Origin of the sequence: Pseudomonas sp. TWRC1-2, assembly GCF_049896685.1 — a bacterium.
In the GTDB taxonomy this organism is placed as follows: domain Bacteria; phylum Pseudomonadota; class Gammaproteobacteria; order Pseudomonadales; family Pseudomonadaceae; genus Aquipseudomonas.
Genome location: NZ_JAFCUU010000003.1, coordinates 266738 through 288184 on the forward strand (window position 1 = coordinate 266738; position 21447 = coordinate 288184).

At 63.9% G+C, this 21447-nt stretch carries 16 protein-coding genes; 10 read left to right on the forward strand and 6 right to left on the reverse strand.

Annotated features, from left to right (window positions below; translation table 11 throughout):
• Positions 1-3: 3 nt before the first annotated feature.
• The 10 genes from ACP7B3_RS10050 (at position 4) to ACP7B3_RS10095 (ending at position 14244) form a co-directional block, all read left to right on the forward strand.
• Positions 4-1293, forward strand: coding sequence for a DotU family type VI secretion system protein (locus ACP7B3_RS10050; RefSeq protein ID WP_426178729.1), 1290 nt, complete (start codon positions 4-6; stop codon positions 1291-1293).
• Positions 1290-4790: a type VI secretion system membrane subunit TssM gene (tssM, locus tag ACP7B3_RS10055; protein ID WP_426178730.1), complete on the forward strand. Its 3501-nt coding sequence runs from the start codon at positions 1290-1292 to the stop codon at positions 4788-4790. The genes ACP7B3_RS10050 and tssM overlap by 4 nt, the downstream gene beginning before the upstream one ends.
• A complete protein-coding gene (tagF, locus tag ACP7B3_RS10060; RefSeq protein WP_262207243.1) occupies positions 4787-5440 on the forward strand; it encodes a type VI secretion system-associated protein TagF in 654 nt (217 codons plus the stop codon). Before tssM ends, tagF begins: the two co-directional genes overlap by 4 nt.
• The gene (locus ACP7B3_RS10065; RefSeq protein ID WP_106575876.1) at positions 5441-6160 is read left to right on the forward strand and encodes a PP2C family protein-serine/threonine phosphatase; all 720 of its coding nucleotides are present in this window, start codon (positions 5441-5443) and stop codon (positions 6158-6160) included.
• Positions 6157-9144, forward strand: coding sequence for a serine/threonine-protein kinase (locus ACP7B3_RS10070; RefSeq protein WP_426178731.1), 2988 nt, complete (start codon positions 6157-6159; stop codon positions 9142-9144). The genes ACP7B3_RS10065 and ACP7B3_RS10070 overlap by 4 nt, the downstream gene beginning before the upstream one ends.
• Positions 9144-9848: an ABC transporter ATP-binding protein gene (locus ACP7B3_RS10075; RefSeq protein WP_426178732.1), complete on the forward strand. Its 705-nt coding sequence runs from the start codon at positions 9144-9146 to the stop codon at positions 9846-9848. Before ACP7B3_RS10070 ends, ACP7B3_RS10075 begins: the two co-directional genes overlap by 1 nt.
• Positions 9848-11032 (forward strand): ABC transporter permease, encoded by a 1185-nt coding sequence (locus tag ACP7B3_RS10080; protein WP_426178733.1) that lies wholly within the window; start codon positions 9848-9850, stop codon positions 11030-11032. Before ACP7B3_RS10075 ends, ACP7B3_RS10080 begins: the two co-directional genes overlap by 1 nt.
• Positions 11025-12737, forward strand: coding sequence for a formylglycine-generating enzyme family protein (locus ACP7B3_RS10085; protein WP_242199564.1), 1713 nt, complete (start codon positions 11025-11027; stop codon positions 12735-12737). Before ACP7B3_RS10080 ends, ACP7B3_RS10085 begins: the two co-directional genes overlap by 8 nt.
• An 84-nt stretch (positions 12738-12821) precedes the next feature.
• The gene (gene tagQ, locus ACP7B3_RS10090) at positions 12822-13745 is read left to right on the forward strand and encodes a type VI secretion system-associated lipoprotein TagQ (RefSeq protein ID WP_106575871.1); all 924 of its coding nucleotides are present in this window, start codon (positions 12822-12824) and stop codon (positions 13743-13745) included.
• Between the two features lie 124 nt (positions 13746-13869).
• A complete protein-coding gene (locus ACP7B3_RS10095) occupies positions 13870-14244 on the forward strand; it encodes a helicase (RefSeq protein ID WP_106575870.1) in 375 nt (124 codons plus the stop codon).
• Between the two features lie 131 nt (positions 14245-14375).
• On the opposite strand, the gene ACP7B3_RS10100 is transcribed toward ACP7B3_RS10095, so the two are convergent.
• The 6 genes from ACP7B3_RS10100 to exbB all read right to left on the reverse strand — a co-directional run bounded on the left by ACP7B3_RS10100 (position 14376) and on the right by exbB (position 21269).
• On the reverse strand, positions 14376-15776 hold the full coding sequence (locus ACP7B3_RS10100; protein WP_119737208.1) for an aminoacyl-tRNA deacylase and HDOD domain-containing protein: 1401 nt from the start codon (positions 15774-15776) through the stop codon (positions 14376-14378).
• Between the two features lie 77 nt (positions 15777-15853).
• The gene (recG, locus tag ACP7B3_RS10105; RefSeq protein WP_119737210.1) at positions 15854-17929 is read right to left on the reverse strand and encodes an ATP-dependent DNA helicase RecG; all 2076 of its coding nucleotides are present in this window, start codon (positions 17927-17929) and stop codon (positions 15854-15856) included.
• A gap of 8 nt (positions 17930-17937) precedes the next feature.
• Positions 17938-18858 carry a hydrogen peroxide-inducible genes activator gene (locus ACP7B3_RS10110; RefSeq protein ID WP_015886540.1) on the reverse strand — a complete coding sequence of 307 codons (921 nt, stop codon included), beginning with the start codon at positions 18856-18858 and terminating at the stop codon, positions 17938-17940.
• Between the two features lie 246 nt (positions 18859-19104).
• On the reverse strand, positions 19105-19854 hold the full coding sequence (locus ACP7B3_RS10115; protein WP_106575867.1) for an energy transducer TonB family protein: 750 nt from the start codon (positions 19852-19854) through the stop codon (positions 19105-19107).
• The gene (gene exbD / locus ACP7B3_RS10120) at positions 19851-20276 is read right to left on the reverse strand and encodes a TonB system transport protein ExbD (protein WP_003195519.1); all 426 of its coding nucleotides are present in this window, start codon (positions 20274-20276) and stop codon (positions 19851-19853) included. Before exbD ends, ACP7B3_RS10115 begins: the two co-directional genes overlap by 4 nt.
• A 6-nt stretch (positions 20277-20282) precedes the next feature.
• Positions 20283-21269 carry a tonB-system energizer ExbB gene (exbB, locus tag ACP7B3_RS10125; protein ID WP_145158163.1) on the reverse strand — a complete coding sequence of 329 codons (987 nt, stop codon included), beginning with the start codon at positions 21267-21269 and terminating at the stop codon, positions 20283-20285.
• Between the last annotated feature and the right edge of the window lie 178 nt (positions 21270-21447).

A 21447-nucleotide genomic window follows, 5' to 3' on the forward strand; every position in this document is an offset into this window, starting at 1 on the left:
GCGATGCATCCCAATGATGATGACCGCACCCAGTTCATGCCGCGCCCGGGTGGCCGTGCGCCGGAACCTGCGCGTGCAGAGCCGGCGCCGCTGTCGGTGCCGGCCGCGCCGATCCTGACCGGCAAAAGCCAGGGCCTCAACCCGCTGGAAAGCGCCGCCGGCCCGCTGTTGGCGCTGTTGACGCGGCTGCGCAACACCATCGCGCACCCGGCACCGGCCAGCCTGCGTGCGCAGTTGCTGGGTTACCTGCGCCAGTTCGAAGAGCGCGCCGAAGCCGCTGGCGTGGCGCGCAATGAAGTGCTGCTGGCGCGTTACGCGCTGTGCACCGCACTCGATGAAGCGGTGCTCAGTACGCCGTGGGGCAGCACCAGCGACTGGGGCAAGCAGAGCCTGCTGATCACGGTGCACAACGAAGCCTGGGGCGGTGAAAAAGTCTTTCAGTTGCTCGACCACTGCCTGCAAAGCCCGCGCGAGCGCCCGTACCTGCTGGAGCTGTTGTACCTGTGCATGTGCCTGGGTTTCGAGGGCCGTTACCGCGTGATGAACGACGGTCGCAGCCAGCTTGAAGCCTTGCGTGAACGCACCGCCGCCGCCATTCGCAGTGCGCGTGGCGAGCACGAGCGCGAGCTGTCGCCGCACTGGCGCGGCGTGACCGTGGCGCGTGATCGCCTGGCGCAATTCATGCCGCCGTGGATCGCCGTGGCCATCGGCCTGGCGCTGCTGCTGGCCTTGCTGTTCGGCTTGCGCATGAAACTGGCGTCGGATGCCGAGCCGGTGTTCAAGAACATTCATGCCCTGGGCGAGATCCCGGTGCAGGCCATCGACCGTCCGGTGGCGCAGCCCAAAGTCATCGAGCGGCCACGCTTGGCCGGTTTCCTGGTGGAAGACATCAAGGCGGGCCGCGTGGCGGTGGAAGACAAGGTCGACCGCTCGGTGGTGACGATCCGGGGCGATGAGCTGTTCGCCTCGGCCAGCTCCAGCATCGTCGATGACTACCAGCCGCTGATGCTGCGCATCGCCGACGCCATCCGCAAGGTCAAGGGCCAGGTGCGCGTCACCGGGCACAGCGACAACCGCCCGATTGCCACGCTGCGCTTCCCGTCCAACTGGGCGCTGTCCGAAGCCCGCGCCAAGTCGGTGCTGGAGATCCTGGCCGCCAAGACCGGCCAGGCAGACCGCTTCAGCGCCGAAGGCAGAAGTGACACCGAGCCTGTGGCCACCAACGCCACCGCAGAAGGCCGTGCCCGCAATCGTCGGGTTGAAATCACCGTATTGGCGGAGGGCGTCGAGTGAAGGCGTTTTTCAGTTTCATGATTCGCTGGGTGATTCCCGTGCTGGGCCTGATCGCCCTGAGCCTGATCATCTGGTTTGTGGGGCCGCTGCTCGATGTGCTGGTGCCAGAAGGGCGGCGCTGGGCGCTGATCATTCTGGTGTTTGCGGTGTGGATCGCATATCGCGTGTTCCGCATTATCCAGGCCCGCCGCCAGGCCGCCGAAGTGATGCGCAGCCTGGCCGCGGAAACCCCGGTCGACCCCAACAGTGTCGCCACCGCCGAAGAACTCAGCACCCTGCGCCAGCGCATGGACGAGGCCCTGGCGCTGCTGAAAAAGGCCAAGCTCGGTGGCGATGAACGCCGCAACCTTTACGAGCTGCCGTGGTACGTGATCATCGGCCCGCCGGGTTCGGGCAAGACCACCGCGCTGGTCAATTCCGGCCTGCATTTTCCACTGGCTGCGCAATTGGGCGCGGGTGCGGTGCGGGGCGTCGGTGGCACGCGCAACTGCGATTGGTGGTTTACCGACCAAGCCGTTTTGCTCGACACCGCGGGCCGCTACACCACCCAGGACAGCAACTCGACGGTGGATAAGGCGGCGTGGCTGGGCTTTCTCGACCTGCTGAAAAAGCAGCGCTCGCGCCGCCCGATTGATGGTGCGTTTATCGCCATCAGCCTCTCGGACCTGCTGCTTGGCACGGACGCCGAACGGGCTGCCCATGCGGCGGCGATTCGCTTGCGCATCCAGGAGCTGTACACCCAGTTGGGCGTGCGTTTCCCGATTTACCTGATGCTGACCAAGCTCGACCTGGTGCCGGGCTTCATGGAGTTCTTCGACAACCTGAGCAAGGAAGAGCGCGCCCAGGTGTGGGGCATGACCTTTGCGCTCGATGACGGCAAGCACAGCGACAGCCCGTTGGCGACGCTGCAAAGCGAGTTCGCCGGCCTTGAGCAGCGCCTCAACGAACGTTTGGTGGGGCGCCTGCAACAGGAGCGCGACCCGGCCCGGCGCGATCTGATCTACGGCTTCCCGCAGCAGTTCGGCGCTTTGAAGGATTGCCTGCAAAGCTTCCTCGAAGGCGTGTTCAAACCCAATGCCTTTGAAGAGCGCGTGCTGCTGCGCGGCGTGTACTTCACCAGCGGCACCCAGGAAGGCAGCCCGATTGATCGCCTGATCGGCGCCATGGCGCAAAGCATGAACCTGGACCGCCAGCACCTGGCGCGCCAGAGCGGCACCGGACGCAGTTACTTCATCGAGAAACTCTTCACCGCCGTGGCCTTCGCCGAGCGCGGGCTGGTGGGTGTGAACCCCAAGGTCGAGCGTCGACGCAAGTGGATCGCACGCGGCGTGCTGGCAGCCACCGTCGCCTTGGTGGTGGTAGTCAGTGGTTTGTGGTGGGTGAGTTATCGCGCCAACCAGGCGTATATCGCCCAGGTGGATCAGAAGGTCGCGCCGTTGGGCCAGGCTGTACAGAACCTCAGCCCGGCGCAGCGCGAAGTGCTCGCCGTGCTGCCATTGCTCAATGCGGTGAAGAGCCTCGCGGGTGATTCGCCAAGCTGGTCCGAAGGGCTGGGCCTGTACCAGGGCGACATGCTCGAAGCCGAATCTGCCAGCGTCTACCGCAAGCTCTTGATCGCCGTGTTTGCGCCTCGCCTGGTGACGCGCATCGAAGAACAACTGCACGGTGGCGGCAATTCCGATTTCCTGTACGAAGGCCTCAAGGCCTACCTGATGCTTGCCGATGCCGAGCATTACGACCCGGACTTCATCAAGGCCTGGATCGCTCTCGATTGGGACCGCAACCTGCCGCGCGACCTGCCGGCCGACCAGCGTCAGGCGCTGACCGAGCACTTGCAGGCGTTGTTCGAACGCCACCCGCCAAACGCGCGCCTGGACCCACGGCTGATCGACGACCTGCGTCGCCAGCTGCAACAACTGCCGGTGGCCCAGCGCGTCTATGACCGGGTCAAGCGCCAGAAGCTGCCCGACGGCATCCCGGACTTTCGCATCAACGAAGCCGCAGGCCGCGATGCTGCGCTGGTGTTCAGCCGCAAAAGTGGCAAGCCGCTGGGTGAGCCGCTGAGTGGGTTCTTCACCGCCAAGGGGTATCGCCAGGCGTTCTTGCTGAGCAGCCTGAACCAGACCGGCACCCTCGCCGAAGAGCAATGGGTGCTGGGCCGTGAACAGGCCGACCAGCAGAACGTGGTCAGCCTCGCTGCCGACGTGCGCCGCTTGTACTTCCAGGACTACCAGCGCCAATGGGACGCCTTGCTCGCCGACATCGACTTCGTGCCGATCACCAGCGTGGCCCAGGCGGCCGATGTACTGCGGGTGATTTCCGGCCCGACCTCGCCGCTGAAAAAACTGCTGGTGGCCGTGTCCAAGGAAACCGACCTGCAAGCCGAAGAGCGCCAATTGGCGGCCAAGGGCGTGCCGGTGGAAGGCGGCGTCGACAAGCTCAAGGAGCGCCTCGGCAGCCTGCTCGGCCAGGAACAACCGACCGCCAACGCACCGCAAGCGGCAGACGATCCGGTGACCGCGCACTTTGCCGAGCTCAACAGCATCGTCAGCAAGAATGAAGGCGAACCCGCCGCCATCGACGGCCTGCTGGCAGACATGAACGCGCTGTACGTGCAGGTCAGTGCCATGGTCGGCGCCAGTGGCGACGCCTTGCTTGGTGAGGCCAAGAACCAGGCGGCGGCTGCGGCTACGCGGGTCAGCCTGAATGCCGAACGCCAGCCGCCGCTGGTACAGGGCATGGTCAAGTCGGTGGTCAACTCCGCTACCAACAGCATGATGGGCGGCGTGCGTAACCAACTGAACGCGGCGTGGGTCAGCGAAGTGGTCAACGTGTACCGCCAGTCGCTGGCCGGACGTTATCCGATGTCGCCGGGCAGCGCTCGCGACGCCACGCTGGATGACTTCGGTCAGTTCTTCGGCGTGGGCGGGGTGATGGACAACTATTTCCGCAAGTACCTGCAGCCTTACGTGGACACCTCCGCGCAGACCTGGCGCTGGCAGCCGGGCGCCGCGCAAAAGCTCGGGATTGCGCCAGGCGTGTTGCAGACGTTCCAGCGTGCGGCGGCGATTCGTGATGCGTTTTTCCGCGCCGGTGGTACGCAGCCCATTGTGCGTTTCGAACTTAAACCGGTGTCGATGGACCCGACCATCACCCAGTTCCTGCTTGATCTGGATGGCCAGCAATTGAGCTACGACCACGGCCCAAGCCGCCCGGTCGCCATGCAATGGCCGAACCCCGGCAGCATCGGCGTGGTGCGTATTTCGATCATGCCGCCGTCGGCCAGTGGTCGTTCGGGCGTGACCCTGGACGGCCCGTGGGCCTGGTTCCGCTTGCTGGAACAGTCGGACCTCACCGCCGGCAACTCGCCGGACCGTTTCAACCTGCGCCTAAGGGTGGACGGGGCGAGCATCGCCTACGAGCTGCGCGCCAACAGCGCCTTCAACCCGTTCAAGAGCCGCGTACTCAGTGGCTTCAGCCTGCCGGAGCGGTTATGACGACGCTGGGTTTCTACGGCAAGTTGGCCAGCCGCGGTGACTTTGTCAGCCGCGCCTTGCCCCAGAGTTTTATCGGCCCGTGGGACAGCTGGCTGGCGGCAGGTCTGCTGGCCAGCCAGAACAGCCTGGGCGGCGACTGGCTCAATGTGTACCTGGTCAGCCCGTTGTGGCGCTTTGTGCTGGCGCCGGGTGTGTGCGGGCCGGACGCGGCGGCAGGTGTGGTCATGCCGAGCATTGACCGGGTCGGCCGGTATTTTCCGTTGGCGGTGGTGGCGTTGCTCGATCACGACACCAACCCCGCATCCCTGGTGGGCGGGCCGGACACCTGGTTTGAGCAGGCCGAAGAGCTGCTGCTCAGCACACTGGATGCCGGCGCGACCTTTGAAGGTTTCAACGATGGCATCGACAAACTCGGCATCCCGGCCAGTGAGCAACGCGCCGTGGACAGCCGCTTTGCCGGGCTGCAACGCGTTGCCGCCACCGTGCCCCACAGCCGCATGACCGCGCTCGCCGAACAGGCCTGCGAGGGCGCGAGCCTGTGGTGGGGGCGTGGCTCGCAGGTGATTTCCCCAGGTTTATTGCGGTGTCAGGGTTTGCCTGCCGCCGGCGATTTTGCGCAGTTTTTGCTCGGACAAGAAGGTGTGGTGTAGATGGGGGCGACGTTCAAATCCGCGAGCAAAAGCCATGTGGGCATGGTCCGCCAGGTCAATGAAGACGCCTGCCTGGACCTGCCGGAAAACCGTCTGTGGGTGGTGGCCGACGGCATGGGCGGGCACGCGGCGGGCGACTACGTCAGCAGCCTGATCGTCGACAGCCTGCGTGCTGTGCCGGTGGGGCGTTCCCTCGACGAATATTCGGCGGCCCTGCGCAATGACCTGATCCGCATCAACGCAACCGTGCGCGAAGAAACCGCCAACCGTGGCGTGACCATGATGGGCAGCACCGTGGTGGTCCTGGCCGCACGCGGCTTGCGCGGCGTGTGTTTGTGGGCCGGCGACAGCCGCCTGTACCGCCTGCGCGACGGCGTGTTGGAAGGCATTTCCCGCGACCACAGCTACGTGCAGGACCTGCAAGACAGCGGCTTGCTCAGCGAAGCCGATGCCCGTGTGCACCCTCGCGCCAATATCGTCACCCGCGCGATCGGCGTGGAGGCGCAGTTGGAGGTGGCGGTGGTCGACCTGCTGATTGCGCCCGGTGACAGCTACCTGCTGTGCAGCGACGGCCTGAACAAGACCGTCGAGGATCATGAAATCCGCGAAGTGCTGGGCCATGACGCGCCGGATGAAATCGTGCGCAGCCTGGTGCACCTGGGCCTCAACCGGGGCGCGCCGGACAACATCACCGCCATTGTCGTGAAGGTTTCGCCATGAACATCGTGATTCCGGGTTATGACATCGAAGGCGAGATCGGCGAAGGCGCCATGGCCAGCGTGTACCTGGCGACCCAGCGTTCGCTGGAGCGCAAGGTGGCGTTGAAAGTGATGGCGGCGGCGCTGGCGGCGGACCCGAGTTTTTGCGAGCGTTTCCTGCGCGAGGGCAAGACCCTGGCGCGCCTGTCGCACCCGCACACGGTGACCATCCATGACATCGGCAACGTCGGTGAGCTGTATTACATGGCCATGGAATACCTGCCCAACGGCACGCTCAAAGAGCGCATTGCCGCCGGCCTGACACCGGAGCAGGGCGTGACGTTGATCCGCCAGATCGCCTCGGCGCTGGGCTATGCGCATGCTCAGGGCCTGGTCCACCGTGACGTCAAGCCGGCGAACATTCTGTTCCGCGCTGACGGCACCGCCGTGCTGTCGGACTTCGGCATCGCCAAGTCTCTGGATGACCGTACCCAGTTCACTCAAGCCGGGTTTGCCGTGGGCACGCCGAGCTACATGAGCCCGGAGCAGGCGCGGGGCCAGGAGATTGATGGCCGCGCTGACCTCTACGCACTCGGCGTGGTGCTCTATGAAATCCTCGTCGGCGAGTTGCCTTACAGCGGCACCGATGCACTGTCCACGGCGCTGGCGCACCTGACCGAACCGCTGCCGGAATTGCCGGTGCACCACGGCCGTTATCAGGAGGTGTTGCGCAAGCTGTTGGCCAAGGATCCGGCGGAGCGTTTCCCGGACGCGGCGGCGTTGCTGCGCGCGCTGGACCAACTGCCGGCCGACTCGCCGGAAGCCACGCTGGTGCGGCCGTTACCGATTCCGCTGAGCTTCGACCTGGCCGGGATGACGCCGGTGTCTATCGACATTCCGACCGACAAACCCCAGCCGCAGCCAGTGCGCCAACCGGTGGTGACGCCGACCCAACACAGCAACGTGTCCGAGCAGCGCCGTGGGCCGGTGCTGGCCTTGGCTGCAGTCGCAGTAGCTGTCGCGCTTGCCGTCGGTGGCGCGAGCTACTGGTGGTTGAGCCGCGGCGATACGCCAGCGGCGCCGCCCGCTGCGGTGGTGCCGAAAACGCCCGCGCCTCCCGAAGTAAAAACGGTTGTGGCCGATGCGGACGGCGGCCAGCGCCCCTTGCTGATGGCGGGCAAGAAGACCCTGTTCCAGCGGGTGCTGAGCAAACCGGGCGCCAAGCTGTCCCACGATGCCGGTGGTGCTTCCAACGAGGGGCTGCCGGCGTTTTCCGTGCTCTACGTTTACCAGCGCAAAGACGTCGATGGCAGCCCGTGGCTGCGCGTCGGCGCCGCCACCGATGGGCGCAGCGACGGCTGGTTGCCGGCCGCCCAGGTCAGCGACTGGAAGCAAAGCCTGGTGCTCAAATTCACCGAGCGCTCGGGCCGGGCGCCGGTGATGTTCCTGCGCCAATCCAGCGAGGTGGAAAAACTGTTGGCCGACCCTGCGGCCGCCAAAGGCGTTCTGGCCAAGGCGCAGAAGAACAGCGAAGACAATCAACAGGTGTTGGCGCTGGAGCCGACGGCCAGCGCGGTGCCGCAGGACCAGTTCTACCTGCTGCCGATTTTCGACTCCAAAGAGAGCTTCGACGAAAACGGCCAGCCGGTGCAGTTGCTCAATGTGGCCTCTATCGACCCCGGCAGCAGCGCGGCTGCCAAGCCGGCCGCCCGAGCGATCAACACCAACGCCGACGCCTTCCGTACCGCCGTGGTGCTGGTGGTCGACACCACCGTGTCGATGCAGCCTTACATCGACCAAGTCCGCGACGTGGTGCACGAGCTGCAAACCCGTATCGCCGAGCGCGGTGAGCTGGACAGCGTCAGCTTCGGGCTGGTGGGATTTCGCAACAGCATCAAGAAAACCCCAGGGCTTGAGTACGTCGCCAAGACGCTGATCAGCCTCGATCAGGGCCGCGACCCGCAGCGCTTTCTCGACATGGCGCGGCAGGTCAAAGCCTCCACCGTGTCCAGCCACTCGTTCAACGAAGACGCGTTTGCCGGGGTGATGCAGGCCGTGGATGGCATGGACTGGTCCGGCTACGGTGGGCGCATCATCCTGCTGGTCACCGACGCTGGCGCACTGCGCAAGAACGACCCGTTTGCCGCCACCCAGATGAACGAAGCCGAGGTGCGCCAGGCCGCGCTGGGCAAGCAGATCAAGATCTACGCCCTGCACCTGCGCACCGACGCCGGCAAGAAAACCCATGCCGGTGCCGAAACCCAGTACCGCGTGCTCACCGCCGACGCCAACCCGCAGATCGGCGACCTCTACACGCCAGTGCCGGGTGGTGATGTGCGCAAGCTGGGTGAGCGTGTCGATGAGATCGGCAGCGTGTTCGCCAACCTCGTGCACCAGGTGCGCAGCAACACGCCGCAGCCGGTGCCGCTGCTGAGTGCCGCGCCGACCTTGGCCGACAAGTCCGCGGCCGTCGGCTACGCCATGCACATGGATTTCCTCGGCCGCAAAACCGCGAGCCAGGCGCCGCAACTGGTCAGCGCCTGGACCGCCGACCGCGACCTGACCAACCCGGCGCTGCCGGCGTTCCAGGTGTGCGTGATGCTGACCAAATTGCAGCTCAACGACCTGCAGCAGTCGCTGAAACTGATCGTCGATGCGGCGCGCAAGACCCAGACCTCGCCCAAGGATTTCTTCCAGGAAATCGCCAGTGCGTCGGCCTACATGAGCCGCGACCCGCAAGCCCTGCGCAAGGGCGGCAACCTGGCCGACGGCGGCATCCTCGGCGAATACCTGGAAGGGCTGCCGTACCGCAGCAAGTCGCTGAACATGACCCAGGATTTGTGGTTGTCGTTGAGCGTGGCCGAGCAGGAAGACTTTATCGACGAGCTGGATTCGAAAATCCGCCTCTACGAAACCTTTCACAATGATGTGGCCAACTGGGTCCGTTTCGGCGATGCCGAGCCGGGCGATGCGTTGTACCGCGTGCCCTTGTCGACGCTGCCGTGATGCTGAACCTGAGCGCAGTGCACAAAAGCCGCGGCGTCGGCAGCCAGCGCTACAGCCTGGTGATTCCGGCGCTGGCGCTGCGCGCGGGTGAGCAGTTGGCAATCGTCGGGCCGAGCGGCTGCGGCAAAAGCACCTTGCTCGACGTGCTGGCGCTGGTGTTGGCGCCGGATCAGGTTGGCCGGTTTGAATTTGATCAGGTCGATGTCGGCGCTCTGTGGCGCGCCGATCAGCAGTCGACGTTGGCCGCGCTGCGCAGCACGCACTTGGGCTATGTGCTGCAAACCGGTGGCCTGCTGAGTTTTCTCGATGTGCGCAGCAATATCGCCTTGTCCCGGCAACTGCTGGGGCTCAAGGACGACGGCAGCATCGCGCGTTTGGCCGAGCAGTTGGAGATCAGCGATCAGTTGGGCAAGAAACCGGCTGCGCTGTCGGTGGGCCAACGCCAACGCGTGAGCTGCGCCCGTGCACTGGCCCACGCGCCGCAACTGGTGCTGGCGGATGAGCCGACGGCGTCGCTTGACCCGCTGAACGCCGAACGCGTGATGCAGGCGCTGCTGGCCCAGGCCCGCGAACATCGCGCGGCCTGCGTGATCGCCACCCATGACGAGCCGCTGGCCCGCGCCAGTGGTTTGCAGGTGCGGCGCATCAGTTGCCGCCGTGACACCGACGGCGGCGTCACGGCCACCCTCGGGGAGGCGTACTGATGCGCATCGGTCTGGTGGCGTCTCTGGCCTGGCAGGATTACCGCAACGACGCCTGGCTGTCGGCCTGTTCGGTGCTGGCATTGGTGGCCGTGATCGCGCCGTTGCTGGTGTTATTCGGCCTGAAATTTGGACTGGTTAGCAGTTTGACCGAACGCCTGGAGACCGACCCCGCAACCCGTGAAATTATTCCGTTGGGCGGCGGTCGATTCAACGCAGCGTTTATCGAGCAACTTGCCCAGCGTCGCGATGTGGCCTTCGCCGTGCCGCGTACCCGCCAGATTGCGGCGACCGCGCAGGTGGGCACGCTGACCCTGGAAATGCTGCCGACTGCAGCGGGTGATCCGCTGCTCGTGGGGTTGCCGATGCCTCGGGGCCTGGACCAGATCGTGCTGAGCCACACCGCCGCGGAAAAACTCGCGGCGCGGCCTGGCGATTGGCTGGAGACCAGCTTTGCGCGGCAAGTGGCAGGGCGCGTCGAAGCCCAGCGCACGCGGTTGCAGGTGCTGGCGGTGCTGCCGCTGGAAGCGTTTGCGCGGGACGGTTTGTTTGCCGATTTGCGCCTGCTGGAAGCGGCGGAAGATTACCGCGACGGCCGCGCGGTGCCGGCGTTGAGTTGGGACGGTGACGCGGTGGGCGTGACTGAGCAGCGGGTTTATCCGGCGTTTCGTCTGTATGCCCGCAACCTCGCCGATGTGGAGCGGTTGCGGGTGTTTTTCGCCGGGCAGAATCTGTTGGTGTCGACCCAGGCGAACGCCATCGCCCAGGTGCAGTCGTTGAGCCGCAACCTGTCGATCGTGTTCTGGATCATCGCCGGTTTGGCCTTGGCGGGCGCATTTGCGGCGATCTTCGCCGGCGTGTTGGCCGCCGTGGCGCGCAAGCGTCGGGAATTGTCGGTGTTGCGCTTGCTGGGGTTTTCCACAGCCGGGCTGTTGTTGTTTGTGGTGGTGCAGGCGCTGTACAGCGCAGGGTTTGCCGCCGTGCTCAGTGCCGGGTTGTATGGCCTGGCCGAGGCGGGGTTGAACAAATTATTCGTGCAGGTGCCGGGCGAATACGCCTGTCACCTGTTGGCGCCTCATTACGCCCTGGCCCTGGCTGCAGTCCTCGGCGTCAGCGCCGTGGCGGCGGGTTGTGGCGGTTGGCGAGTGGCGCGTATCCAGGCTTCTGAAGGAATCAGAGATGTATAAGTTACTGGGCGCCGCGATGGCGCTGAGCTTGGCTTCAATGGCGTGGGCGGATGAGGCGAGTGACAAACTCGACAACCCCAAACCGTTGCCCGATGACGTGAGTCTGCCGCTGCCGTGCGAAGGCAACATGGTGTTCCGCTACGCCTATGTGCTGGCCCAGGGCACCCTGGATGACCGCGAGATCAGCCTCGGTTACCCCTTTGCCGAGGGTGAGGCGGGTTATCAGCAGTCGTTTATCTCCGGCTACCGACGCGACTTTATCAACGGCCAGTTCACGCTCAAGGATTTGCCCAAGGACTGGAACGCAGTCATTGCGCCCTTGATGCCGAAGACCGACGCCAAAACCCCGCTCAAGCCGATGCTGTACTTCATCGGCAAGTACGAAGTCACCGCGCGTCAGTATGCCCAAGTGATGTCCCAGGCACAGTCGCTCGCCAGTGGCGAGCCGGCGCCAGCCTGCGATGCGCCGACCGGCATGGCTGCACGCTTGCCCAAGGTGAAACTCTCGCGCTTTGAAGCCGAGCGCTTCTCGGCGGTGTACAGCGCCTGGTTGATGAAATACCACCGCGACTTGCTGCCGGTCAGTGGTCGTGGGTCTTCGGCCGAAGACGGTGGCCTCGGTTTTGTGCGCTTGCCCACCGAAGTGGAATGGGAATTCGCCGCGCGCGGTGGCCAGGCAGTGAGCCGTCAGGACCTCGAAGGGCGGCTGTTTCCGCGCCGTGTCGAAGGCAGCGAAAGCGACGGGCCGCTGGGTGATTACGCGGTGTTCAATCAAGTCGCCGGCGGTACCGGCCAGGCGGCACGCCTGATGCCCATCGGCACCAAATTGCCCAACCCGATCGGCATGTTCGATGTGATCGGCAATGCGGCGGAAATGGTCCAGGAATCGTTCCAACTGGTGCACGCCGGGCGCCGTCAGGGCACCTACGGCGGCTTTGTGGTCAAGGGCGGCAACTACCTGGAAGGCGAGGGCACGCTGTTCACTGGCATGCGCCGCGAATACCCGCTGTTCGCCGCCGACGGCACCGAGCAGAGCAACGAGACCACCGGTTTTCGCGTGGCGATTGGTGCGTTGTCCGCGCCGCGTTCGCGCTACAAGGAGCTGTTCGCGCAGTGGCAGAAAGAAGGCCGCCTGGCCTCGCTGACCGACGCCATCGACGACGCCCAGGACCCGACCAAGCGCCTGGACAGCATCATCGCCGCCAGCGTCGATCCCAAGCTGCAAGCCGAACTGGGCCTGGTCAACGAAGAACTCAAGCGCAACGTCTCGCTGATCGCCCAGCAACGCGAAGAGGCGGCGGGCAACCTGATTCAATCGGCCGCGCTGGTGGCCGAGACCATCAGCAACTACAACATCCGCCTGATGAACTTGCAGAAGAGTCGCCAGCAGGCTCTGGACAACAAGGACGCGGCCAGCGCGCAGCTGTTTGCCACGGCCATCGACAACGGCCGCAGCGCGCTCGACGGCGCGGTGGCGATCTACATTGACAACCTGGCCACCGGCACGCGCTACACCGACGCGGTGATCCAGGCGCAGTTTCAACGAATCAAGGAAGAGTTGGATCGCAAGCCAGTGCTCGGCAAGAGCCTGGTGACGCGCGCGACACTGTTCGTTCGCCATGTTGGCAACTACCGCAAACAACAGCGGGCCGACCCGGCAACGATTTTGAAGGAATTGCTCGCAGCGAGCGGTCAGCGGTCTTGATCGCTGGTTGTATGGCGAGCTTGGAAGGGACTCAGGCGGCGGTGGGCCGTGCTGGGCAAGTCAAACTTAACAGAGAACACACCTATGCTTTTTTCCCGTAAGGCGGTTTCCAAGCGTCACTTGCTGCTGATCGCGGCTGGTTTCAGCACCGTGTTGACTGGCTGCGCCACGTCGCCGGCGTCCAAGGTCGCGTCGAGCACCAAGGTCGAGTACTACCCGAACTGCTACGAGCCAGTGCAGCACCTGCGCGCAACCGACTCGGACATGACCAAGTCGGTTGTTACCGGTGCGGCCATCGGCGCTGCCGGCGGTGCTCTGCTGGGCGCGCTGACCGGCGACTCCGACAAGCGCGGCCGTAACGCTGCCATCGGTGCCGCGGGCGGCGCCCTGGCGGGTGGCGCGGCGGGTTACTACACCGAGCGTCAGAAGCAGATCAGCGATGACAACCAGCGCATTGCGTCCTACGCGGCTGACGTCAACAAAAGCGCCTCGGACATCGATCGCAGCACCGCATACGCCAAGGCGTCCCAGCAGTGCTACCAGAGCGCATTCACCAAGCTGGTGGCTGATCGTAAAGCCAAGACCGTCAACGACACCGAAGGCCGCAAGCGCCTGGCGGAAATCGTTTCCGGCCTCAAGGAGTCCAATGACCTGATCGTCGCGGTCAACGGCAAAGCCAGCGAAGACCTGAACAACTACACTCAGGCGTACGAGCAAGACCTGCAACAAGTGGGTGTGCAGCGTGCCGACGTGGTGACCGTGGCCACCGCTGATACCACGCCGGTGGTGACGCCGGCCAAAGGCAAAAAAGCCGTCAAGCCGGCGAAAAAAGCAGCGCTGCCGACCGTGCCGAAAGAAGCGGTCGCCACCGAAAAAACCATCCAGACCGCGCAGACCAAGCAAGCTGAAAGCAAGCAGGTCGCCAGCGCCGGTAAAGCGCAGATCGAAGGCACTTGCCGCGATCCAAACCTGGCCGACTGGGCGCCGGTGCCTTGCCCTAACGTTTAAGTAACATGTTGCTATAAGCGTTAAACGCCAGCCGATCTCCCGCTAAAGCGCGAGATCGGTGGCGTTCCTCCAACAAATCGTTACACTGCTTCGGCCACTTAATAATGATACCGAGGCCGTGTGCATGAAATTTCGTCTTCTGCTGTGGGTGCTTGGCCTGATGATGGGCAAAGCCAGCCGCACCAATCCTGCTTTCCAGCAACAGCTGGGTGACAAAGACCTGGCGTTCCAGTTGCAGACCCTCGACGGCAAAGTTGCCCGTCACTTCATCGTTAAAGACCAGCGCATCACCAGCCGCTCAGGGGTTCACCCGCAGCCTGCGTTTGCTATCGCCTTCAAAGATGCCGCCTACGGCTTCGCCACGATGCAGGCGAAGAACAAGCAACTGGCGTTCATGACGGGGATTCAGGACAAGTCGATTCAGATCAAGGGCAACCCGGCGCTGGTGATCTGGTTCCAGGGGCTGACCAAGTATTTGAAGCCGAAGAAAAAGAAGTAAGTCTTTCAGTTCGACCGAGTTGAGTTCATCGCCGGCAAGCCAGCTCCCATATATGACTGCATTCCAAAGGTGGAACTCGGTCGAATGTGGGAGCTGGCTTGCCGGCGATAGCGGTTTTTCAGGCGAAGCAGTTAACCCTGGCTGAACTGCGATGCCAGCTCACGCAACAGCACCTCGGCATCCAGTACTTTGCCGACCACTTCCTCGGCCTTGTCACGGCTCAAGCCCAAACGCTCAAGCAGCGCATCCGGAATCGCCTCATCCGGCCCGGAGCCAATGCCACGGCTGCGCAACAAGCGAACCGCCAGGCACACCAGGTTCGGGTATTCGGCATATTGCCCGTCGTAGGTCGGGTCGTGCTGGAAGCGCAGGGCGGTGGACAGTTCGTCCGGCATGTCCCAGTAGCGCATCAGCCAGGCACCGATCTGCTCGCGGCTGATGCCCAGCAAGTGTTGCTCGACATAGCTGTGGCACAGGTGCGGGTTGACCTCCAGGTGACGGCAGATCAGCGAGAAGTGCGGCGGAAACACGTGGGCCAGCAGCAGATAACCGAAGTTATGCAGCAGGCCGGCGAGGTAGGTCAGGCCGGCTTCCGGGCGCTGGGCGCGTGGCATGGCGCGGGTCAGGCCTTCGATCACGGCGGCGGTGTAGATCGACTGGTGCCAGTACGGCGTGGACTGGTGCGGGTGGTCTTTGGGCAGGCTCAAGGTTTTACCCAGGGCCAGGCCCAACGCCAGGTTGATCACCAGATCAAAGCCCAGCACGCGCACGATGGCGTCTTCAACTGAACGAATTTTGCCTGGCGAGGCGTAGTACGGCGACGCGGCCCAGCTCACCACTTGGGCGGCCAGGGCCGGGTCGGTTTCCACTACGCCAGTGATGTCATCGATGGTGGCGTTGGGGTCGACGCGCAGCTTGATGATCTTCTGCGCGGTATCGGCCAGCGGTGGAATCTCGATGGTCGCTTCCAGGCGTTGCTGGATACGGCGGGCGGTGAACGCCTGCATCGCCTGAGTGATTTCCTCGCGGTCATCATTGGGGCGGTCGAGGTTCGGGCGAATGTTGCTCAACGGCTCGCCGAACTGCCCGGCGCTGGCTTTGGTGAGCATGGTCTTGAAGTCGCTGCTGGCGATTTCCAGCAACAGCCCGGCTTCGCCTGAATGCACCAGCAGGCTCGGTTCGCTCAGCAGGCTGCCTTCGTACAGGCAGGGCGAACTGGTCAGGGCCGGCAGGCCTGGCAGCAGGCTCAACTCATGCTTGGCTAACATGCGCTCGATGCGATCCGGCGACACCGCGGTAAGGCGGCGGCCGGTGAGTTCGGCGAGTCGGTTGAGGTCGAGCAACTGGCTCTGCGGGAACAGCACCATGAGGGCGCCAACGGCATCTTCCAGCAAGACCGCCTGGACCTTTTGCGCGGGATTCAGGCCAGCCTGTTCGGCGACTTCCGTATAAGGAATGGCGAGCTTTGCGAGCAGAGCCCGAATGACCGGCGGGGCGGTCAGTGGGGCTGTGGCGAGGGCTACTTCTGACATGGCCTGATCCAATTTCTTACAGTCACCGAAGTATAACCAGCTTGATACAACTGTTGGTTGGATAAGTGAGTCAGGCGTCACACTTGGCCGTATTGCTGCCCATGCCGTAGCCAGCGATCGAGCAACGGGCTGACGTGATCCGGCCAGCGTTCGAGCAGCGCTTGCGCCGCATCACGCACGGCGGGTAGCAGGTCAGCGTCGCGCATCAGGTCGGCGACCTTGAATTGCAGCAGGCCGGTCTGGCGGGTGCCGAGCATTTCACCGGGGCCACGCAGCTCGAGGTCTTTTTCGGCGATGACAAAGCCGTCGTTGGTTTCGCGCATGATGCCCAGGCGCTGACGACCGATCTGTGACAACGGTGGATGGTAGAGCAGCACGCAATGGCTGGCAGCGCTGCCCCGTCCGACGCGGCCGCGTAATTGGTGCAATTGGGCCAGGCCCAGGCGCTCGGGGTTTTCGATGATCATCAAGCTGGCGTTGGGCACGTCCACACCCACTTCGATCACCGTGGTGGCCACCAGCAATTGCAGGTTGCCCGCTTTGAATTCGGCCATCACCGCAGCTTTTTCCGCAGGCTTCATGCGGCCGTGGATCAGCCCGACCTTGAGTTCGCCCAGGGCACTGGTGAGGTCTTCATAGGTGGTTTCGGCGGCCTGGCACGTCAGCTCCTCGGACTCTTCGATCAGCGTGCACACCCAGTACGCCTGACGGCCTTCGGCGCAGGCACCGCGCACGCGCTCGATCACTTCCACGCGGCGGGTGTCGGTGACCAGCACGGTGTTGACCGGGGTACGGCCGGGCGGCAGTTCGTCGAGGATCGAGGTGTCGAGGTCGGCGTAGGCGCTCATGGCCAGGGTGCGTGGGATCGGTGTTGCGGTCATGATCAACTGGTGCGGACTCATGCGCCCGCCCACGCCTTTTTGGCGCAGGGCCAGGCGCTGCTGCACGCCGAAGCGGTGCTGTTCGTCGATGATCACCAGCGCAAGGTTTTTGAACTTCACTTCGTCCTGGAACAGCGCATGGGTACCCACCACCATCGGTGCGCCATTGGCGATCTGTTCCAGCGCCGCCGCGCGCACTTTGCCCTTGAGTTTGCCGGCCAGCCACGCCACTTCCAGGCCCAGCGGCTCGAGCCAGCGCTTGAAGGTTATGAAGTGCTGCTCGGCGAGAATCTCGGTGGGCGCCATCAGCGCCACTTGGTAACCGGCTTCCAGTGCCTGCAAGGCGGCGAGGGCGGCGACCACGGTCTTGCCAGCGCCCACGTCACCCTGGATCAGGCGCAGCATTGGTTCTTTCTGACTGAGGTCGTAGGCGATTTCATTGCCAACCCGTTGCTGGGCCCCGGTTGGCGCGAAGCCCAGGTTCGCCAGGTATTGCGCAGGCAAGCGCGTGGCCTTGGGCATCGCTGGCGCGCGCAGGGAGCGCATGCTTTCGCGCAGGCGCTGCTGGGACAGCTGGTGAGTCAGCAGCTCTTCAAAGGCCAGGCGATGTTGCGCCCAGTGATGACCCAGGGCCAGCTCGTCGACATCGGCATCGGCGGGCGGGTGGTGCAGATAGCGGATGGCATCGTCCAGCGGCGCCAGTTGGTAATCGCGGGCCAGTTCCACCGGCAGCCAGTCAGGCAGGCTTTTGGGGCCGAGCATGGTCAGGGTCTGCATGCACAGTTGGCGCAGGCGTTGTTGGGTCAGGCCTTCGGTCAGTGGGTAGATCGGCGTGAGGGTGGTATCCACCGGCGGCGGTTCGTCGCCGGTAATGGCGCGGTATTCGGGGTGGTAAATTTCCAGGCCCGACGCGCCAGGCCGTGCCTCGCCGTAGCAACGCACGCGGGTGCCGCGCTTGAGGCCTTCCTTCTGGGCGTTGCTGAAATGGTAGAAGCGCAGGCTAAGGCCACCGGTTCCGTCCTGCAGGCGTACGACCAGACTGCGGCGCTTGCCCATCACCACATCCGCGCCACTGACGGTGCCTTCGACCACCGCGTCCTGCCCTGGGCGCAGATGGCCGATGGGCACGACGCGCGTGCGGTCCTGATAACGCAGGGGCAAGTGGAACAGCACGTCCTGGAGGTTCTCCAGGCCGACCTTGGCCAACTTCTCGGCCATGGCTTCACCGACACCCTTGAGTGCGGTGACCGACACGTGCGACAGCTCAGTCATACCCTGGCTTAGCTCGCAGCAGGCGGCTTGGCCACCGAGCACAGACGGATCGAGTCGGCGAGGATCTCAATGGCTTTCGGGCGTGGGAAGCTGGCGCGCCAGGCGATCGCCACGGTGCGGAATGGCACCGGCGGCGTGAGTGGGCGCACTTCGATCACGCCGGGGGCGTAGTGATGACTGTCCACTGCTGAGAGCGGCAAGATCGAAATACCCAGGCCGGACGCGACCATGTGGCGGATGGTTTCCAGCGAGCTGGACTCCACGGTGGTGTGCTTGGCGCCGTCGTTGCCTTTGGTCAGGGTCGGGCAGGCTTCGAGTACCTGGTCGCGGAAGCAGTGGCCTTCGCCGAGCAGCAACAGGCTCTTGTCGTTGAGCAGGCCGGCGTCGATGGTGTCTTTTTGCGTCCACGGGTGGGAGGCCGGCATCAACACGTAGAACGGCTCGTCGTAGAGCGGCAAGGTCAACACGTCCGCTTCGTTGAACGGCAGGGCGATGATGATCGCGTCCAGCTCGCCGTTGCGCAGTTTGTCGCGCAGCACGTGGGTGAAGTTTTCTTCGATATACAGCGGCATCTGCGGCGCGACGCGGTGCAGTTGCGGAATCAAATGCGGGAACAGGTACGGGCCAACGGTATAGATGGCGCCGACTTTCAGCGGTGCAGTCAGCTGGTTCTTGCCGGCCTGGGCCAGCTCGCGAATGCTTTGGGCTTGTTCCAGCACCTTTTGGGCCTGGGCGACAATGCCTTCGCCCACTGGCGTGAGGCGTACGGCGCTCTTGCTGCGCTCGAAAATCAGCACACCGAGTTCGTCTTCAAGCTTTTTCACACCCACCGACAGCGTCGGCTGGCTGACATGGCAACGCTCGGCCGCGTGGCCGAAGTGCTGCTCTTGGGCGAGGGTCACGATGTAGCGTAATTCTGTAAGAGTCATAGCGGGCGTCCATGAGGTTGCGAGCCAAGCATACCGGCTGCAATCGATAGACGCACGTTATCAGAACTTTGCTGGGGATTGAGCGGGGAGTGGCTCGGATTTAACTGAAAAATGGATTTTTAGCGGCAACAAGCAAAATGTGGGAGCGCACTGGCTCGCGAATGTGCGGCGTCAGTGACGAATGTATCGACTGACACTGCGCTTTCGCGAGCAAGCCCGCTCCCACATAGGCCCGCTTCGCAGTCCTTAGCGGCGACGCTTCTCGATGTTGTAAACAAACGGCGCGACGATCTCGACGCTGCCGCCTTTCAACATGTCGGCCGGTGGCTTGGGCAATGGCTGGGCACGACGAATCATGTCCAGGGTCGCGCGGTCCAGGTCGGCGTTGCCGGAGCGGCCCACCAACTCGTAGGACAGCACATTGCCTTCGGCATCGACCACGAAGCGCAGGCGGTTAAGCCCCTCTTTGCCACGCTGTTGAGCGCCTGGCGGGTATTTCTTGTACTTCTGCAAGTGCGCCAGCAGGGTGCCTTCCCAAGACGCTTTTGCTGCTACCTGGGCTGGCGACGGGCCGGGCACGGGTTGAGCGGATTTTTCAGCCGGCGCATTGGTCGGTGGGGTTTCGCTCGGCGGCTCTTCGGAAGGCTTCTCCTTGGGCGGCTCGGGCTTTTTCTCCACAGGCTTGGGCGGCTGGGGTTTGGGCTTGGGCTTGACCGGCTTGGGCACCTGGATCGTTGGCTTGGGCGCCTCGGCCAGTTTCGGCAAAGGCAGCTCTTCCACTGGAGCCGGCGGCTGTGGCGGCGTGACCACCTTTGGCGGCGCGGGTGGCGGTGGTGCCGGCATCGGCGCCAGGTCGATGACCATGGCCGCCGGTGGCAGCGTCACCGGATGCGGCGCGGACCATTGAAGCGCGATGATGATCGCGACGGCATGCACGCCCAGCACGACGGCAAGGCTGGTGCCATAACGCGTCAGTTTGTGGCGCGTCGTGATCATTTCTTGGCTGCCGTCTCAAGTCCGACCAGGCCTACCTTGAGGTAGCCGGCTGCCCGCAGGGCATCCATCACGCTCATCAGGTCGCCGTAGTCCACGCCCTTGTCGGCCTGGAAGAAGATCGTCGTGTCTTTCTTGCCTTGGGTCTTGGCGTCGAGCACCGGGCCCAGGGTTTCAGCTTTGACTTCTTCTTCGCCCAGGAACAGGCGTTGGTCCGCCTTGACGCTGAGGAAGATCGGCTTCTCCGGACGCGGCGCAGGCTTGGCGCTGGAGGCCGGCAGATCGACCTTGATGTCCACGGTGGCCAACGGTGCCGCCACCATGAAGATGATCAGCAGCACCAGCATCACGTCAATAAACGGCGTGACGTTGATTTCGTGGTTCTCGACGAGTTCATCGTCGCCTTGATTCAAATGCAGGCCCATGGCCGATTACCCCACTTTCACCATGTGCGGTTGCGAGCTGCGCTCGGTAGGGGCGTGATCGAGGTCGCGGCTGACCAGCAGCAGGACTTCTGCCGACGCGTCCGATACCTGAGCCTTGTAGCCGGCAATCGAACGGGCGAAGACGTTGTAGATCACCACCGCAGGAATTGCGGCAACCAGGCCCAATGCGGTTGCCAGCAGGGCTTCGGCGATGCCTGGGGCAACGACGGCGAGGTTGGTGGTCTGGGTTTTGGCGATGCCGATGAAGCTGTTCATGATGCCCCACACGGTACCGAACAGACCGACGAACGGTGCGGTGGAACCGATAGTGGCGAGCACGCCGGTGCCGCTGCTCATGTTACGACCGCAGGCCGCCACCAGGCGCTCGAGGCGGAAGCTGACGCGTTCCTTGATGCCTTCTTTTTCGCGGGTGTTGACCGACAGGCGCATTTCTTCCAGCGCGTCGTGGACCAGCAGGTTGGCCAGGGTGCCCTTCTTGGTAGCGGTGTCGCTGGCTTCCTTGAGGGTGGTGGCTTTTTTCAGGTGGACGATTTCAGTGCGCAGACGACGCTTGGCGCCCAGCAGCTCGAAGCCCTTGGCGATCCAGATGGTCCAGGTAATGATCGAGGCGATGGCCAGGCCGATCATGACGGCTTTTACCACCACGTCAGCGTTCTGGTACATGCCCCACGGGGACAGGTCATGGGCCATGCCCAGGCTGTTGTCTTCTTCCAGTACAACACCGGAGTCGTCGGCAGGCGCAGGCGCAGGGGCTGCGGCCTGGGCCGGGTCGGTGGCCACAGGTGCTGCGGCAGGGGCTGGCGGCGTAGCTGCATTCTGCTGGGCCGCGGCCGGGGTGGCTGGGGCGGTCGCGTCAGCGAATGCGGCGGTCGGTGCCAGCAGAACGCTGAACAGCAGCGCAGCAATCGCACGCCAGGCGCGAGATGGGCTGAGAGGCTTGGTTGGCGAAGCGGGGTTTGTATTACGTGTCATGCTGGCCGGACCTGAGAGAAAAAAATGAGTGATCGTCCTGCCAGACCCTGGTGGGTCGAGGACAAATGGGCGGTTATTATTGCAAGTAATTCTTGTTAACAAAAGTAATACAGTTACTTAATTTGTCCTTTTGCTGGCCGCTGGTCATCTTCGGCGGCTAATCTGCGCCTTTAAGAAT